The following is a 17,479-nucleotide window of genomic DNA, read 5'->3' on the forward strand; positions in this document are numbered from 1 at the left end:
AATTTAATAGTTGAAATATGAAAAAGAATTTATTATATACATTGTGTGCTTCTCTGTTAATTTTTACAGGATGCGACTATAATGAAGATAACTTTGAAGGATTTGATGATAATCCTATCGAAAATGTTACTCAATATGAAGGAGAGTTTACGGGCAGTTATCCTTCAGATGGCTATTTTTTGACTGATGATGCAGGTAAGGCTGAATTGACTGTTGCTTTGAATACCATGTTGTCTGAGATGTTTTACAGCTCAGACAAAGGATCCGCTGCTAAGATATCGGTTCTTTGCGGTACTGTTACTCCCGGTTTTGAAAGTGCCGACGTGAATTATACGTTGACCAACGATGATTATGATAGTATGGGGACTGAAAAAGGCGAACCTGGAAGTTATAATAATTTTGATTCAGGAATGGATGTTGATGCTTATCTTCGGGAGTTTCTGAATGTGAAATATACTGATATGGCTGTTGGAAAAACGGTTTCTATTACGTATAAATATTATTCTGGCAGTACAACTAATCAGACAAAGTCTTATAAACGTATAGAGAATGGCTGGGAATCCGTTGAAATAGCTTCGTTTGTAGCGGATAAGGAATATACCTTGTCGAAGGAAGATTATGACAGTATGGGAACGGAAAGTGGACAGCCTGGGAAGTATGACAATTTTGATGCGAATATGGATGTTGACTTTTATCTCCCGATATTCTTGAAAGAGAAATTTCCGTATTGGGCAGCTGAAGGAACAATTTGTAAAGTTACATATAAATTTTATAGTGGAGGTACGTCAGATAAAGATGCGTTCTATAAGTTTAATGGAACGACGTGGGCTCCATACAATCCTTATGAAGATGTTGTAACTATTGAAACAAAAATCGCGGAAATGACCTTTGACGGTTCCGTCTGGGTATTGGATCGTTTGGTCGGCGGTAGTTTGACGTTGAACTTTGAACAGGGTGATTATGAGGCTTTGCTTCAGTGGTCATTAGAGAATAAGCCAGAATATAAGAGTACTCAGTATGACACAGAGGAATATTATTTTGGTGTCTCTACATATTATCCTAACGTTAACAATGCGTATAATACTTGGAGAAAGTACTATAATATTGATGGTGAATACGAAGGCTTGACTGATGAGCAATTACAGGCTATTATGGATGAGCGTTTGGCGTCTGGTATTGCAGAAATTGTTTTGCCAAGGCGCGTTGAAGTTCCGAATTCAGGTTTGAGTTATATTGTGGTTTATACAGTATATCAAGGCCGTGGCAGTGGTGATTATGCTATGTCTTTTACATACGATGATGAATCTGCCCAATATGTATGGACAGGCACGGTAGTCGCCCAATAAGATTGCGATTGTTTTAATTTTGAAGAGAGGGTGGCGTAACTCGTCACCCTTTCTTAGCTTTAATTTGAATGTATTGTTTATGAAGAAATATTGGAGAATACTGTTTCTGTCTGCATGTCTGACTGTGGTTTCATGTGGTAAAGATGATATTGAAAGTATGTTTCCAGAGCCGGAAGTCCCTGAGCCGGAACAACCGGTAAAACCTGAGATTGAATTGACGGAAGAAGGTTCCTTGACTTTTGTCATGAAAGGTTATGAAAGCGATGGGGCTGATGGAGGAACTTTGCAGCCGGAAGGTTTTCCGGTTTCAATCGGTATAAAAGATAAAAGTTTGCAAGGAACTTCGTGTAAGTTTGCCTTGTCTGCTGCTCGGAGGTTGGTTGATATGCCTAAATATGATACGATGATTGAATGGAAGGATACATTATCAATCGTAGAGGGCAGGACGTGTTGGATACGTTATACAACGGATGAGGAGTATCGTTATTTAAAACTTCGTATCGCTTATATTTTTGGAGATGAAGTTGGGGTAGAATATAAAATTTCGGATGTTATTCAGAAAGAGATCCAAAATATAAATGCCAATGATCCGATAGAGGGAAAATCGTTTGTGAAAGAATATTCCATGCCCCACTTGAACTCTGAAAATTACTATGTGGAGCATACGGTAACCTATGGGGGTAAGGAAATCTTGAATTACGCTTATGAATGGGTAGAGAGCAAAAAACATACAGCATGGGTGGCCTTTAGTTTTGATAAAACGACTTCACAGAAGAAAGTGAGCCGTTCGGATGCGTGGGATACGGATCGGGAATTGCCGGAAGGCTGGTGTCCCGAAGAAAGCAACCATATAAGTGATGGCTTCGATAAAGGACATTTATGTGCATCTGAAGATCGGGTGTATTCGAAAGAAGCTAATGAACAGACTTTCTATTATAGTAATATGAGTCCACAGATGAGTTCATTTAATGGAGGTTTTTGGGCTTCATTTGAAAATCTGATACGGAAATGGGCACGTTCGAGAGAATACGATAAGCTTTATGTGGCGAAAGGGGGAACAGTGGATCAGCTGCTTGTGAACTTTACGGGAACCTGTAAAGGGAATGATGGTGTACTTCCTCAGACCGATGCCAATGGCTTTACTATCAAAGGGCTGGCTTGTCCCAAATACTATTTTATGGCTATTTTGAGTGAAAAAGGAGATGAATACCATGCTGTAGGCTTTTGGATGGAACACCGTGAAGACTATGGTTATGAATATAATAAATTTGCACCTTCGGATGTCATGAAGAAATATGCCCTTAGTATTGATGATTTGGAAAAGAATACAAAGCTTGATTTCTTCTGTAACCTGCCTGACGATATAGAGAATGTAGTTGAAAGTTCATGGAAGGAAACGGATTGGACTTGGTAATAGAAATAATAGTATTGATTGAAACATTCATCCCCGGCATCTTTAGATAAGTATGAAAGAATGCCAGGGATGATTTGTTAATACGGTTATTTGTTTACCACATTAATGGGTTTGCCTTCCTGATAGGCTTTCAGATTATCCAATGCGATTTGCATCAGGCGCTGGCGGGCAGCTGTACTGGCCCAGGCAATGTGCGGGGTGATGTAGCAGTTGCGGGCGGTAAGCAGCGGGTTGTCGGCACGGGGAGGTTCTTGCGCGAGAACATCGACGCCGGCTGCATAGAGATGTCCGCTGTTCAGTGCGTCGGCCAGGTCTTGTTCGTTGATTAACGGGCCGCGGCCTGTATTGATGAGAATCGCATTGGGCTTCATCCGGCTGAGACGGCGGGCATTGACCATTTCACGGGTTTGTTCGGTGAGAGGACAATGCAGGCTGATGATGTCACACTCGGCAAACAGTTCGTCCAATTCCATTTTTTTGATTTCGGGCGGCAGTTGGAAGTGTGATTTGGAGGTAAAGGCATGAACTTCCATACCGAAGCTGATGGCAATGCGGGCGGTCCGCATGCCGGTGTTGCCCAAGCCGACAAGACCTATCTTCTTGCCGGCCAATTCGATGAGCGGTGTGTCTTGGAAACAGAAGTCGGGACTGTTAGTCCAGCGGCCTTTGTGAACCTCGTCCGAGTAGTGCTGCACCTGCTGGGCAATGTTCAACAGATGGGCAAAGACCATTTGGGCAACGGAGTCGGTACTGTAAGCAGGAATGTTGGTGACGATGATGTCACGTTCTTTGGCGGCTGCCGTATCAACGATGTTGTATCCGGTAGCCATGACGCCGATGTATTTCAACCGGGGCAGGGCGGTCATGTGTTCACCTGTTATGACTACTTTATTTGTCAAGAGTATGTCGGCCTCTTTGGCACGTTCCAGTAATTCCGAGGGAGCCGTGCGGTCGTAGACAGTACATTCGCCCAATGTTTTCATTTCATCCCAGGAAAGGTCTCCGGGATTGGCGGCATAGCCGTCGAGTGCTACAATATGATGCATATTTGTCAATAGATTAACGTTTTTCGGGCGATAAAGGTACTACTTTTTTCGGTTCTTTAAAAAAGGCCTTCATTTAAATGCTTTTGAGTGGGACTATTCGGACTCCTTACGTTTTTGGGTGATGTAGAAACACGCTGTCGAAAAGAAGTTGCGCAGGTAGCTGATGCGGCTTACGGCTTGTGGCAACTTCCGTGGGCGGAGATTGAATTTCCGTTTATAATGCGGATTAATCAGCCATAGTGTACGGTCGATGATCGTACCTCCGCATGCGTTTAGCAGGTTTTCAAAATGTTCGATGGTCATGCGTGTGCGTTTGATTCCCAATAGTTCTTTCCGAAGGTTTGGTTTTTCTCCACAGCATTGCAGGAGTTTGTCGTAAATAGGTTCGGGTAACAGATGGATAAAGGGCAGGTGAGAACATAGGCGACTTTGGCAAATTTGCTGATGTCCGCCGAATGGCATCTGCCAGGCGGGAAATCCCCAAAAGATAATGCCGTCAGGTGCTAAGAAGTCGTGGGCATGGCGGATGAAATCAGCTTTCCGGCTGATGTGTTCGATGACGTCGTGTATCAATAAGATGTCGTATCGTTTGTCTACGGGTGGAACCTCTTGTTCGAGAAAGTCGGTATGGATGAATTGGGCGGTCTGTCCGTGTTGTCCGAAGAAAGCGGTTGCTTGGACTATGCGGGTCGGCGATAAGTCTATTCCGCTCACTTCACATCCTTGTTCGGCAAAAGGGAGCAGATTGCCGCCTTCTCCGCAACCTACTTCAAGTATTTTTACCCCCCCCCGGTATTTATCTTATGAAACTGTGCTGTATAGGGTAGATAGAACTCACGTGCCGTATAGGCTGAATCCTCAAAATAAGACAGACGGTCTGAATGACGTTTTTGCATATCTTTATTGTTGTTTATTTTTTAATTCTATTTTTTGGCTCATTGCCATATCTCAATCCTTGCTTAATAGGGTACAATATATTATATCATAACAAAGAACCCATCTACGCTGTATCGGACAAAGGTACGATAAAAAAGAAATATGATCTCATTTATCTGTAGCAAAAATAACATAAATAATAGGCTAACGTACTGTAATAGGGAAACGGATAATTCGAAGGAAGCCGCTATCTTTAAGCCGGTGCTTGACGGACAGAGAAACTTTGTAAGGCCATCGGATTTTACCAAAGATATAATAAAAGCCTCTCTTTGACAAAGAAATCATACAATGTAGTGGCAGGGCTTATTCCGAAGAACACAGAAGGAAGTTTGACATCAAGAATGACGTTAAGCCATGCGGCCGACTATACAATACAGGGAGAAAAGAAAGGTAGAGGGTTCAGGATGTAAATTTGATAGTTTATGATTTTCCGATTATCAATAAAATTACATATCTTTGTCGATGGATAGAGGAGACTCTACCCAAGACATAAGAAAAAAGAAGAAACGTTATGCTTATCTTGTAGGTGAAAACGTAGGAACTTTTCAGCAAGTGCAAGCATAGTTGGCTCATGTTTTTTCATTATAAATTTAATACCCCGATAGAGCCTATGGGAATTATTACGAATATGAACAAATTGTTTATGCCTTTTATGATGGTTGTTTGCTTGCTCTTTACTGCTTGCGACAAGGATAAGATTTTACCTGAAGGGCCAATGATATTGTCGTGGGAAATCCTGACACCGGAAAATGTAAAGTGGGAGGGTTCCTCTGTCGGATGGATCTCAAAAGAATCCTTTATAGCAAACAGCAAAGAAGGCTATATGGTAATGACTTGCGAAAATTTTGATGTGCTTGATCCTATATCAGGCGATTCTTACACATACGATTGTGAATGGGCAACACTCAAGATAGAAGGCAATCAGGTAAAAATTCACTTTCCTCCATCTGTTTCGGATGCTCCAGATGCATACGAAGAGATTCAGATTTCAGCCAAAGATGGAAAGAGAACAGCACGTTCAATTATCTGTTTGACAAGAACCTTTAAGGAAGAAGGACAACCAGACCCCAAGCCAGAGACTTTGCCAGAAGAGGCTAAGTTCAAGATGATTATGGAATATTTCACTCCCTTCATGCACCTTGACAGCCCATTGCCTGCACCGCTCGACCTGATAACTTTCAGAATTACGGACATAAACGGCCAATATACGCCCGTAGTTTTTTCTGAGTTTACCCACTATTACGATTCTATTGTGTGGAGTGCGGATGATTTCCCTCATACGTTCAAAGTGTATGAAAATAAGGTTTCAGCAGAAGAATCTGGAAAGTATCTTTTGGAACAATGGAGTTCGCATTTCTTCAAGAGCGGTATTGTAAAGAACCATCTGAAAGGTTACCGCCATGGAAAGGTTGAATATGAAACCTCTCTCGATATAACGCTGTATGAACGCGACTTCTTAGGACTTGAATGGGGCACAATCGTTTTACAGAAGCCTGAGAATCTAACGGCCTATTGCCGATTGGATAGAGACTATGATTATAAGGTGTATGACATTGTAGCAAAGAACGATGCTCCCTATTCCCAAATCATCCCGGTCAATCACAAATCGCTATCAGATTCAGACTTTCTGCCAACAACAGAAAAAGCCATTATAACATTGATGGAAAATAATGTAGGTAAGGGTCAGGATGCCAAAGGAAAAGAAACTTTATTCAAGTGTCTGCCTGAAAAAGGAGTGGAAGCAGAGTTGTATTGGGAAAATGAAACCACCCGTATGTTGATGTTGCATCGACTTTCTAATGACCCCGATGAGTTAGCCGCAGAGGTGTATTATTTACATGTAGAACCTAAATGACAAGACAATGAATAAAGTAATTATCGCATTTCTGTTTTTAATAGGAATATTAACGACATCATCTTGTACAACTTCTAAAAGTGTCGTATCGCAAAATGTTGACCTATCAAAATATGAATACGCTTCAATCATCAACAATGACACTTATCATATTCCTGTTCAACTGATGGAATATGAGATACAGCTGTATGATGCCATAGAAGGATCTCGTCTTAAGTTAGTTAATGATATGCGTATAAACGAACTGACTCCGATACAACAATCAAGACTGCTCATGGTAAAATATGGAGTAGATGTTTTAAAAGAAGAATCTGTTGTAACCGTAAATTTCATAGATTATCTCACTGGTCGCCCGATAGCTTCATGTCGCGGCGCATATACAACCTTAGGAATTAACGTAACAGCAGACATCAGAGGTGCTATAAAACGTGTTGCCAAACAAATAGCAGAAACATTTCCTAAGTAATATATTCTTTTTGGATAGTTAAAGGTTGCCAATGCAATGCGCCCGCATATACAGAGGCAACCTTTAATGTTATCGGCAGTGAAAAATACTGATATTTGCAAGTGAAAGCGTGAAGCTAAAAAGAGTGCATTCTGAGACATGTGGAATTACGACCTGTTCCACCTCCGTAAAGTACCTTTTTCGCATGCTAAAGTATCGCTTTACGGAGCAGAACTCATAGTGTCTGCGTGGAGAGTCTGTATGTTAAAACCGTTCTTTTCCCCACAATGCCTGCATCCGTTCCTTGTGCTTGGTTTCGGCCGCGTTCTCTTGTGGCTGCCAGATGCTGTGATCTTTCAGTTCGTCGGGCAGGAATTGCTGACGGACGAAGTGGCCCGGATAGTCGTGGGCGTACTTGTAGTCCTCGCCATAGCCCAGCTGCTTCATCAGCTTGGTGGGGGCATTGCGCAGATGAAGGGGGACAGGCAGATTGCCTGTCTGACGGACCAGCTCCAAGGCGTCGTTGATAGCCATGTAGGCCGAATTGCTTTTTGGACTGGTGGCCAGATAGATAGTCGTTTCAGCCAAAGGGATGCGGCCTTCGGGCCATCCTACTTTCATCACGGTGTCGAAGCAGGCATTGGCTAGAAGCAAGGCGTTGGGGTTGGCCAGTCCGATGTCTTCCGAAGCGGAGATGACTAAACGGCGGGCGATGAAAGCGGGGTCTTCGCCGCCTTCCACCATGCGGGCCAGCCAGTAGATGGCACCGTCGGGGTCGCTGCCGCGAATGGATTTGATAAAGGCGGAGATGATGTCGTAGTGCATCTCGCCGTCCTTGTCGTAGGCCAGCGGGTTCTGTTGCAGGCGTTCGGTCACTATGTCGTCGGTGATGACGACGGTATCGCCCGTTTCCGATTCGACAACCAGTTCCAGAATGTTGAGCAGCTTGCGGGCATCGCCTCCGCTGTAGCGCAGCATGGCGGTGGTTTCTTTCAGCTCGATGCGACGTTCGCGCAGGATGTGGTCGGCCGTCAATGCCCGCTGAAGCAGTTCCAGCAGGTCTTCCTTCTCAAGGGATTTCAGTACATAAATCTGGCAGCGCGACAGCAAAGGGCGTATGACTTCGAACGAAGGATTTTCTGTGGTGGCACCGATCAGCGTCACGATGCCCTGTTCGACGGCACCCAACAGGGAGTCTTGCTGCGACTTGCTGAAACGATGGATTTCGTCAATGAATAGGATGGGATTGGCTTGGGAAAAGAAACGGTTGTTCTTGGCGCGGTCAATCACGTCGCGCACGTCTTTCACGCCGCTGGTCACGGCGCTCAGCGTATAGAACGGGGTTTCCAGTTTGTTGGCGATGATTTGTGCCAGCGTCGTCTTTCCCACTCCCGGAGGTCCCCACAGGATGAAGGAAGAGATGCGTCCGGCATCAATCATCTTGCGGAGTACGGCTCCCGGTCCGACCAGATGTTTCTGGCCGATGTAGTCGTCTAATGTCTTGGGTCGAAGCCTTTCTGCCAGTGGTTGCACGTTTCTATGGATTAAAATATCATCAAAATCATAAAGCGGATGCCGCCTTTCTTCACGCCGGGGATGTCGGTGTAGGTGAGACGCCGCACGTATTCGATGTGCAGCAGCTTGAAAATGTTGTAGATACCTACACTGGCCTCCACGTAAGGCGTCTTTCCCATGACGTAACTGGTCGGTATGCCGTTGCGGGTAGGGAATAGGAAGAGGTCGGGGTCGGGGTCGTTGCTCTTGTACGGATTGTTCTTGTCAGTCAGCGTGCCCCACAGGCCCCGGATGCGGAACATCTCGCGCCACTTCAGTTTCTTCAGCAGCGGGATGCGGTTGAAGAGCTTGCCGTTCATGTCGTAACTCAGAGCCAGCGAACCATAGCGATCGTTCAGGAACTCCATGTTGTTGATGAGCGAGAACGATTCGTTGTGCTGGGTGATGTAAGACAGGTTGGCCATAGGCAGGTTCAGGAACGGGAACGGTACCTTGTTCCACTGGGCACCTGCACGGGCTGTGATGTCGATCTTCCCCCAGGAACCGAACCAGAAACGCTTGCGCAGGCCTATTTCCGTGAGGTTAAAGTTATATTCGCCTCCCAATATGCCTTTGAAGCCGACTGTATGGGAGAGGGTGAACTGAGGAGCATCCAGTGATACGGGTACACGGCGCTGCTTGGTATTGACAAATGTTTCGCCCGGAGCATAACGCAGCGTTACGCCCAGTTCGGCAGTAGTGATGTCGTGAATCAGGGTATTGTTATCGCCCAGCACACCGGGAGTCTCACCGTCGTTCCGCCAGTATTGCAGGATGCCGGCCGGCTGGTCGTTACGGTGGCGCAGCATGGCTTTAACGGAAAAACCGGTATTCGTTTCCAGTTCGTAGTTAAAGGTAGCGTCACGGATATAGGACATCTGGTCGACGGTTGTCCACTTCCAGCCTACGAACATGTTGTCTTTGTCTGTCTCCAGGTATTTGTCCATGGGCGACATGACATCGTAGGTGTATTTGAAAGACAGATAGTGTTTAGGGAACTCCCACAATACGTATTCGCGTTTGTTGAACGAATAAGCCACTTGGCCGGAGTAGAACCACTTCTTGTCACGTGTACCGTAGGCACCGTATCCGCTGAAGTTCCAGTGAGGATCCAGATTACCGGTTGTCATGCCGCTGAGACGGAAACGGGTTCCGTTCACATAGTTGCTGGTGATGATGGTGTTGATGGGGCCGAAGTCGAACTTACTGGGATGGTCTTTGTTACCGGTTTCCACAAAGTTCTCAATCAGTGCCTTTGCGCCGAAGATGACAATCTTAAATCCCGGTATCTGTTCGATACGGTTCATAAAGAGATCCATGGTACTCTCTTTTTTGGTAAGGGGAACCTGACGCACTTCTGCCCAATACTCGTCGCTCTTGGCCAGCATGTTGGCTTCTTTGATGACTTTCCCTTTCAGGCGGAAGAGGCGGGGCTCTATTTCGTCAAATTGGTATTTCGAATATTTGGTTGTACGCTGCACTTCCAGTCCCTGTAGACCTTTCATAAAGTTCAGTTCTACGGTCATGTCGTCATCGGTCAGCACCCAATTACTGTCGGGCAGCTGTTCGAACTGTTGTACGATGTCCAGATTTTCAACGAAGTTTACGCCTGTCTTTTTGGGCAAGTTCATGGTACACTTCTTTACGGCATAGGTCGAGTCTTTCACTACATACAGATGGCCTGTAAAGCCGAAATCCTGCGAATTGTTGGGGACGAACGTCAAGTGTACGCATTCATGTTGGTCTACCATGAGTGTATCCATCAGGTAATATCTGTAAAATGAGATGGCACCTCGTCCGATAGGGCTTACGAAGCGACGTTGAAGCAAACGGATGTCGTCGTCGTAGATGTTGACGTCCGAGAAAACATCGTTCAGGATGGTACCCAGCATGTCGCCCGTGCTGAAGAATTCTTCGACTCCGGTCGAGTTCATACCTTCGATGATGGTCTTTTCGCTACGAGGCTCCTTGCGGTAGATGGTTCGCGAAGCTGTCTCCTTGATGGAGATGGGCAATATCTGCTTGCCGGTTTTAGGCGATGTCTCTACCTGATCCTTGAAGAAAGAGAATTTCTTGTACAGTCCTTTTTCCATCTTTTCGGGGGTGACATCGTTTATCGACATCTTCATCTTTTCGTACTTCTGGTATTGATAGAAGTCGTTTTCTTCCAGCTTCAGCTGCCTCTTGTGTTCGATGACTTTCCGCATAAAGTCTACAGCCGGATTGTTCTTGCGGGAGTATTTCTCTCTTTTGGGTTTGACCACTACTTCGGCCAGCATGATGTCGTCAGGCGACATTTTGACATTCAGTACTTTCTGCCCGGGTTTGATCTTGATCTTCTTGGTGACGTAGCCGATTGTAGAGAAGGTCAGTTCGTCCCATCCCTTGCGGGTCTCTACTTTGTATTCCCCGTCTCCGTTGGTTATGGCTCCTACGCCTTTGCCTTCGTACTGGACTGTGACATACAGCAAGGGTTCGTTGGTAATTGAGTCTGTAACGGTACCTCTGATTTGGGCAGATGCTCTGGCTGAATGGGCAAAAAGGAGCACTGTCAGAAGAATGAGGTTTGTATATAATTGCTTCATATCTATCATAATGGAATTGCAAAATTAGTAATTTGCATGCAAATAAGAAGCGAATTTTGATTATTTGAGAATTGAGAACCAAAAATATGGAAAAATTGAAAACTATTATTAGGTATTCAGCCCTTTTTCAGTTCTCAATGCCGAACCGGTATAGCCTGTTATTTTTTAAGTAGGACTTGTACGATGCGCTCTGCCGTGCGGCCATCCCAACGTTCTGGCAGGGTACTGTGCTTCCAGTCGCCTTTCAACATTTTTTCCAGTGATGCCGAAAGGGCGAATGTATTTTCACCCACCAATTCATTGGTACCGATGCGCCATGTTTCGGGATGTTCGGCATACGTATTCAGGGTGATGCAGGGTACATCGAGGAAGGTTGCTTCTTCGGCGATGTTGCCCGAGTCGGTCACAATTCCCTGTGCCTGGTTAATGAGGAAGCCGAAGTTCAGATAGCTTTGCGGCGGCAGGATGTGCAGGTTGGGAGCACTGATACCGGTGGCTTGAATGGCTTGCTGTACGTATGGATGCAGGGGAGCTACGACAGGAATTCCACCGGCTCTGTCGAGTATTGTCTGTAGCAGTGACCGGAGCACCTGACGCTGTTGCAGCAGTTCGCGTCGGTTCAGTGTAAGTAGCAGGTAGCAGCCTTTCTTCAGACCGAGTGTGGAGAACCACAGGGGCTGGAGCAGGCGGTTGCGGTTGTAGCGGATGGTGTCCATCAGAATATTGCCGACGTAGTGGATGTACTCCGGTATCATGCCTTCCTGGTTCAGGTTGCGGTTTGCGGCCATGCTGGCTGCAAACAGATAGTCGGAGATGGCATCGACAATAGTACGGTTCACTTCACGCGGCATGTTCATGTCGAACGAACGGGTACCTGCAATGACATGTGCCACCTTCAGTCCGCGCTTCTTGGCTACGATGGCACAACTCATGGTAGCGGTCATATCGTCTACCACCAGTACCGTCTGTGCCGGATGGGCGTTCAGTTCTTTTTCAAAGGTCAGCATGATGTCGGCCGTCACCTGCGAATGGTCGTTGCCCGTAACACCCAGATAGGAGTCGGGTTTCTTCATGTCGAGGTCGGAGAATAGAGAGGCTTCCAGGGCCGGATCGTTCTCCGTACCGGTATAGACCACACGGTAACTGATGTCCTGACCGGTGGCGCGTGCGGCATCCATGGCACGGCACAGAGGGGCTATTTTCATAAAGTTGGGACGTGCGCCCGCTACAATCGTTACTTTCATGACTCAAACCTTTTAAATCTTTCGCAAAAGTACGTTTTCTAATGATATTTTATTCGTTACTTTGCAGGAAATTTCATGGATATGCCTACATTTGTTCAGATACTCGATTTTGTGGGGACGTTTGCTTTTGCAATCAGCGGCATACGTCTGGCATCGGCCAAACGTTTTGATTGGTTTGGCGCATACGTGGTTGGTTTTGCTACAGCAGTGGGTGGTGGTACGTTGCGCGATTTGTTGCTTGACGTGACTCCGGGCTGGATGACCGATCCTATTTATCTTGTATGTACAGGGCTTTCGCTGGTTTTTGTGACCATGTTCGGCAAGTATCTCATTCACCTGAACAATACGTTTTTCTTTTTCGACACCATCGGTCTGGCTTTGTTCACGGTTGTGGGTGTGGGGAAGAGCCTGTCTCTGGGCTATCCTTTCTGGGTGGCTATCATCATGGGCAGTATGACGGGGGCGGCCGGTGGGGTCATCCGCGACGTGTTCATCAATGAAATCCCGCTGATATTCCGTAAGGAAATCTATGCGATGGCTTGTGTGGTAGGCGGATTGGTCTACTGGGCGTGTACGTTGGCACGGATGGACGACTACATCAGCCAGATTGCTTGCGGTGTGGTGGTCTTTATGACACGTATCTTGGCAGTGAAGTATAAGATATGTCTGCCTACCTTGTCGGGGCACAATTAAAAAGGGAGGACGCCTTTCCCACCGTCTGTATCTGTTTTTCTATCTGCTTTGACAAAGTGCTTTCTGAGGGCCTGACGAAGTGCTTCGTCACCCTCTCATGCAGTGCTTTGTTGCCCCTTGAGGAAGCACTTCGTGACAGTGCCATGCAGTGCTTCCTTAGAAGGGCATGATATGGGTGTTATAGGTTCACGGTCAATTGCATTCCCGGAAGTGAGTATGAAGTTCAGGATTTCATCCTCTTCATTGTTGATAATGAAATCCATACCTTATATCCTATCATAACCGATAGCAACGTTATTCCAAAAATTAGGAATGGGTAACTGTTCTTGAGCAGCAGAGTGTTTTGCATTACATCTTGATATCTTGTTTCATCTAACATACATCTCAATCCATACTGTGTGCAACTTATGAAAAATGGATGTAGAATATAAATATATGCAGAATATTTTTTACCTGCGAGAGTGAAAAAACTGCCTGAACCCCAATGTGGGTTGCGTAAAACCAGAATGAAAACACATATTACCATTGGAAGTGTTAAAAGATAGTGGTCTCGTCCGACGCTACATCCTGCCATCTTATAGACAATCATTTCTGCACCTAAACAGACACAGATAACGACAAGTCCTGTAATCAAAGTTTGCGATTTATGGAATAAATCCAATATCCGGTTTTCATAATTTCTAAACAAACAGCCCAGCAGTACGTATGGCATACCTGTAAAAAGGAAATTGCGATAACAAGCAATATGCCCCAAGAAACTTACCAGATAATTGCCTAAGAATAAAAATGGAAGAACTATATAGAGAATATTCATTATTTTGAACTTGCGAGCAATGCGCATGATAACCAACACATACAATATGGCGTAGAAATACCATAAAGGGCCTCCTCCGATAGCGGCATCATTAAGTAATAACCATTTTAATATCCTTTTTATACTGAATGTTTGTGCAAACCAATCAGTTGATACCTGCGAACCTACATGCGATTGAACATAAGATAGCAAGATATAAAATAGAGTAGAGAAAAGAGTAAGATAAATTATCTTTATCAGATGCTTTTTGAATTTCTCATCTGTCATCGCAGGCAAATAATAACCGGTAATCATAAAGAACGACGGAACTGCTATACGTGCAAAAGCACAAATCCCTGCACCTGCATAACCATAACCGGTATAAACGGTATGAATAATTACTACCAAGAAAGCCAAGAAAAACTTTAATGTGTCAAAACTCTCCTGCCTTGAAGAAACGGTATTCTTCCCCGTGTTTGCCCGGAGATTTCCCAATTCACCTTTACTGTCCATTTTTTTAACCTCTTCTCAGGGTTCAGGACTCCGGCAACCCACGTTTTTGTTGAAATATACATTACATAAAGACATAAAAAGAGCGTGAAGCCCTGCACTGTCGCTCGCTTCACGATTAGAGGCTCCTGGAAATTGCCCATCCTGTCGAAACGAGCAACGCCGAAGCCCCACGCCGATATGTATAATACACCTATCTATACCGAACGCTGCAAATGGCGTAAAGACTTCCATCGGCGGCTGTACGGCATAGTTCAGGTATGTATATAACGTACCCACGGGGCATTCACGCTGCTTTGTTCTTGACAGGATAATTGAAATTTTTCCAGGATTTCTAATCGTCAAAACCAAAGCGTAGTAAACGCCTTTCAATATGTCTTGTCCCGCCCAATCCGGTTCTTCACATTGGGAAGAGCCCTCGGCGCAGGACTTTGCAAAGTTAAGAAAAGTATTCGGCTTATCCTAAAACCAATGAAAAGAATTTGGGGATTCATGGAATACAGCCTCAACCATGAAACATCCTGCTTTCATTGTATTTGCCGGTAAACTATTGTAAAATCATGTTGGCATTCATAAAGTGGCACTTTAGACTTCCAAAGAGGGGACTTTACGCCGCTAAAGTGGCACTTGACAACGCCGATTTACTCTTTTTCTTACATAAGCTTGAAAAAAAACAGCAATAATGTGCTAAATAGCATAAAAATAGCTATCTTTGCACCCAAAATAAAATCTGAACCATCAGAGAGGTTCGATTTTATGGCATGTCTAATTTAAATTTGAAGAAAATGTTGAAAGTAAAAGCTGGTGAAACAGCAGGAAAGATTTGGAATGCACTGAATGAAACGGAAGGCTTGACTGCTAAGCAGATCAAGAAGGCAACAAAGTTGGTCGACAAGGATTTATATCTGGGTTTGGGCTGGTTGCTGAGAGAAGACAAAATCTCTACTTCCGAGGTAGAAGGTGAGTTGTTTGTGAAGCTGAATTAAATTTTATCTGAAGACTATAAAAAGGATGCGTTGGTAAGGGATAACCTGCCAACGCATCCTTTTTATATATATCGGTTGGCGTGCAGATTTATGCATACTTAGTAAAAAACGGATTTAAGAACTCACTTTTTTTCCGTATATTTGTGCCCGCTTTTAGTTATTGACTGTCAAATGAAGAATATACGCAACTTTTGTATCATAGCCCATATTGACCACGGGAAATCGACACTGGCAGACCGACTGCTGGAATTTACCAATACCATTCAAGTGACCGAAGGCCAGATGCTGGATGACATGGATCTGGAGAAGGAGCGAGGTATTACCATCAAGAGCCATGCTATCCAGATGGAATATGTGTACAAGGGTGAAAAATATATCCTGAACCTGATTGACACGCCGGGGCATGTGGATTTCTCCTACGAAGTGTCACGCTCTATTGCTGCCTGTGAGGGAGCGTTGCTCATTGTGGATGCATCACAGGGCGTACAGGCGCAGACCATCTCGAACCTTTATATGGCTATCGGACATGATTTGGAAATTATTCCCGTCATCAACAAATGTGACATGGCCAGTGCCATGCCCGAAGAGGTGGAAGACGAAATTGTGGAACTGCTTGGTTGCAGGCGCGAGGAGATTATCCGTGCGTCAGGCAAGACAGGCATGGGTGTGGAAGAAATCCTGGCTGCCGTTATCGAACGCATTCCCCATCCCGAAGGCGACGAGAATGCTCCTTTGCAGGCGTTGATTTTCGACTCGGTGTTCAATTCTTTCCGTGGCATTATCGCTTATTTCAAGATAGAGAACGGTATAATCCGCAAGGGCGATAAGGTGAAGTTCTTCAATACAGGTAAGGAATATGATGCCGACGAGGTGGGCGTGCTGAAGATGGATATGGTGCCTCGCGATGAATTGTGCACGGGCGACGTGGGTTATATTATTTCGGGCATCAAGACTTCACGCGAAGTAAAGGTGGGCGATACCATCACGCATATTGCCCGTCCGTGCGACAAGGCCATCGCGGGTTTCGAGGAAGTGAAGCCGATGGTGTTTGCTGGCGTTTATCCTATCGAGGCGGAAGATTTCGAGGATCTTCGCTCTTCGTTGGAGAAACTCCAGCTGAACGATGCGTCGCTAACTTTCCAGCCTGAGTCGTCGTTGGCCCTGGGATTCGGTTTCCGCTGTGGTTTCCTTGGTCTGCTCCACATGGAGATTGTGCAGGAGCGTTTGGATCGCGAGTTTGATATGAACGTCATCACGACCGTGCCCAACGTATCTTATAATGTGTATGACAAACAGGGACATGTCATAGAGGTGCACAACCCCGGCAGTATGCCCGACATCACGATGATAGACCACATCGAGGAACCCTACATCCGTGCTTCGGTCATCACGACCACCGACTACATCGGACCGATTATGACTCTTTGTCTCGGCAAGCGTGGCGAATTGGTGAAACAGGAGTACATTTCGGGCAACCGTGTGGAAATTTACTACGACATGCCGCTGGGCGAAATCGTCATCGACTTCTACGACAAGCTGAAGAGTATATCTAAAGGATATGCCTCGTTCGACTATCATCCTAACGGTTTCCGTCCTTCCAAGCTGGTGAAGCTGGATATCCTGCTCAACGGTGAACCTGTAGATGCCTTGTCTACGCTGACACACTTCGACAATGCTTACGAATTGGGCCGTCGCATGTGTGAGAAGCTGAAGGAACTCATCCCACGCCAGCAGTTTGAGATTGCCATTCAGGCAGCTATCGGTGCCAAGATTATTGCCCGTGAAACCATCAAGGCTGTGCGCAAGGACGTAACGGCCAAATGTTATGGCGGTGACGTGAGCCGTAAGCGCAAACTGCTGGAAAAGCAGAAACGAGGTAAGAAACGCATGAAGCAGATCGGCAACGTGGAGGTACCCCAGAAGGCTTTCCTGGCTGTGCTGAAGTTGGATTAACTATTCGTTGCGCAAGGCCATCCTGCCTGTTCTTGCAGTCGGGCATTCATAATACCATTTTGTATACCCGAAGGAGTGAAAGGGTTTTCATGGATGGTTTTTTATTGGTTTTAGGTGTT

At 45.4% G+C, this 17,479-nt stretch carries 12 protein-coding genes and 2 pseudogenes; 8 read left to right on the plus strand and 6 right to left on the minus strand.

Translation table 11 applies throughout. The features are described 5' to 3' along the window. Positions 1-17: 17 nt before the first annotated feature. Both Q0Z70_RS02855 and Q0Z70_RS02860 read left to right on the plus strand, forming a co-directional pair. Positions 18-1,346, plus strand: coding sequence for a hypothetical protein (locus Q0Z70_RS02855; RefSeq protein ID WP_298072467.1), 1,329 nt, complete (start codon positions 18-20; stop codon positions 1,344-1,346). Between the two features lie 79 nt (positions 1,347-1,425). Further along, positions 1,426-2,760, plus strand: a complete 1,335-nt coding sequence (locus Q0Z70_RS02860) for a DNA/RNA non-specific endonuclease (protein WP_298072469.1) — start codon at positions 1,426-1,428, stop codon at positions 2,758-2,760. An 86-nt stretch (positions 2,761-2,846) separates the two neighbouring features. On the opposite strand, the gene Q0Z70_RS02865 is transcribed toward Q0Z70_RS02860, so the two are convergent. Both Q0Z70_RS02865 and Q0Z70_RS02870 read right to left on the minus strand, forming a co-directional pair. Then, positions 2,847-3,806: a D-2-hydroxyacid dehydrogenase gene (locus Q0Z70_RS02865; protein WP_298072471.1), complete on the minus strand. Its 960-nt coding sequence runs from the start codon at positions 3,804-3,806 to the stop codon at positions 2,847-2,849. Between the two features lie 93 nt (positions 3,807-3,899). Then, a pseudogene (locus Q0Z70_RS02870) lies at positions 3,900-4,702 on the minus strand (class I SAM-dependent methyltransferase). Positions 4,703-4,931: 229 nt separating this feature from the next. On the opposite strand from Q0Z70_RS02870, the pseudogene Q0Z70_RS13535 reads away from it, so the two are divergent. The 3 genes and pseudogenes from Q0Z70_RS13535 to Q0Z70_RS02880 form a co-directional block, all read left to right on the plus strand. Then, positions 4,932-5,091: pseudogene (locus Q0Z70_RS13535) on the plus strand (mobilization protein); the annotation flags it as partial. A gap of 294 nt (positions 5,092-5,385) precedes the next feature. Then, the gene (locus tag Q0Z70_RS02875; RefSeq protein ID WP_298072489.1) at positions 5,386-6,597 is read left to right on the plus strand and encodes a hypothetical protein; all 1,212 of its coding nucleotides are present in this window, start codon (positions 5,386-5,388) and stop codon (positions 6,595-6,597) included. A gap of 7 nt (positions 6,598-6,604) precedes the next feature. Then, a complete protein-coding gene (locus tag Q0Z70_RS02880; RefSeq protein WP_298072472.1) occupies positions 6,605-7,063 on the plus strand; it encodes a hypothetical protein in 459 nt (152 codons plus the stop codon). A gap of 243 nt (positions 7,064-7,306) precedes the next feature. Here Q0Z70_RS02880 and Q0Z70_RS02885 read toward each other — a convergent pair whose 3' ends face one another. The 3 genes from Q0Z70_RS02885 to wecB all read right to left on the minus strand — a co-directional run bounded on the left by Q0Z70_RS02885 (position 7,307) and on the right by wecB (position 12,425). Further along, positions 7,307-8,575, minus strand: a complete 1,269-nt coding sequence (locus tag Q0Z70_RS02885) for a replication-associated recombination protein A (RefSeq protein ID WP_298072474.1) — start codon at positions 8,573-8,575, stop codon at positions 7,307-7,309. A gap of 11 nt (positions 8,576-8,586) precedes the next feature. Continuing rightward, the gene (locus Q0Z70_RS02890; protein WP_298072476.1) at positions 8,587-11,181 is read right to left on the minus strand and encodes a DUF5686 and carboxypeptidase-like regulatory domain-containing protein; all 2,595 of its coding nucleotides are present in this window, start codon (positions 11,179-11,181) and stop codon (positions 8,587-8,589) included. Between the two features lie 158 nt (positions 11,182-11,339). After that, positions 11,340-12,425, minus strand: a complete 1,086-nt coding sequence (gene wecB, locus Q0Z70_RS02895) for a UDP-N-acetylglucosamine 2-epimerase (non-hydrolyzing) (RefSeq protein ID WP_298072478.1) — start codon at positions 12,423-12,425, stop codon at positions 11,340-11,342. Between the two features lie 81 nt (positions 12,426-12,506). Here wecB and Q0Z70_RS02900 point away from each other — a divergent pair, with 81 nt between their 5' ends. After that, entirely contained in the window at positions 12,507-13,118 is a 612-nt protein-coding gene (locus Q0Z70_RS02900; protein ID WP_298072480.1) for a trimeric intracellular cation channel family protein, read from the plus strand. Positions 13,119-13,341: 223 nt separating this feature from the next. Here Q0Z70_RS02900 and Q0Z70_RS02905 read toward each other — a convergent pair whose 3' ends face one another. Continuing rightward, positions 13,342-14,424, minus strand: a complete 1,083-nt coding sequence (locus Q0Z70_RS02905; RefSeq protein ID WP_298072482.1) for an acyltransferase — start codon at positions 14,422-14,424, stop codon at positions 13,342-13,344. A gap of 782 nt (positions 14,425-15,206) precedes the next feature. Between Q0Z70_RS02905 and Q0Z70_RS02910 the strand changes: the two genes are divergently transcribed. Both Q0Z70_RS02910 and lepA read left to right on the plus strand, forming a co-directional pair. Then, a complete protein-coding gene (locus Q0Z70_RS02910; protein ID WP_298072484.1) occupies positions 15,207-15,407 on the plus strand; it encodes a winged helix-turn-helix domain-containing protein in 201 nt (66 codons plus the stop codon). Between the two features lie 171 nt (positions 15,408-15,578). After that, entirely contained in the window at positions 15,579-17,360 is a 1,782-nt protein-coding gene (lepA, locus tag Q0Z70_RS02915) for a translation elongation factor 4 (RefSeq protein ID WP_298072485.1), read from the plus strand. Positions 17,361-17,479 lie beyond the last annotated feature (119 nt).

The sequence above is a fragment of the uncultured Bacteroides sp. genome, from assembly GCF_947632445.1.
Classification (GTDB): Bacteria; Bacteroidota; Bacteroidia; order Bacteroidales; family Bacteroidaceae; genus Bacteroides.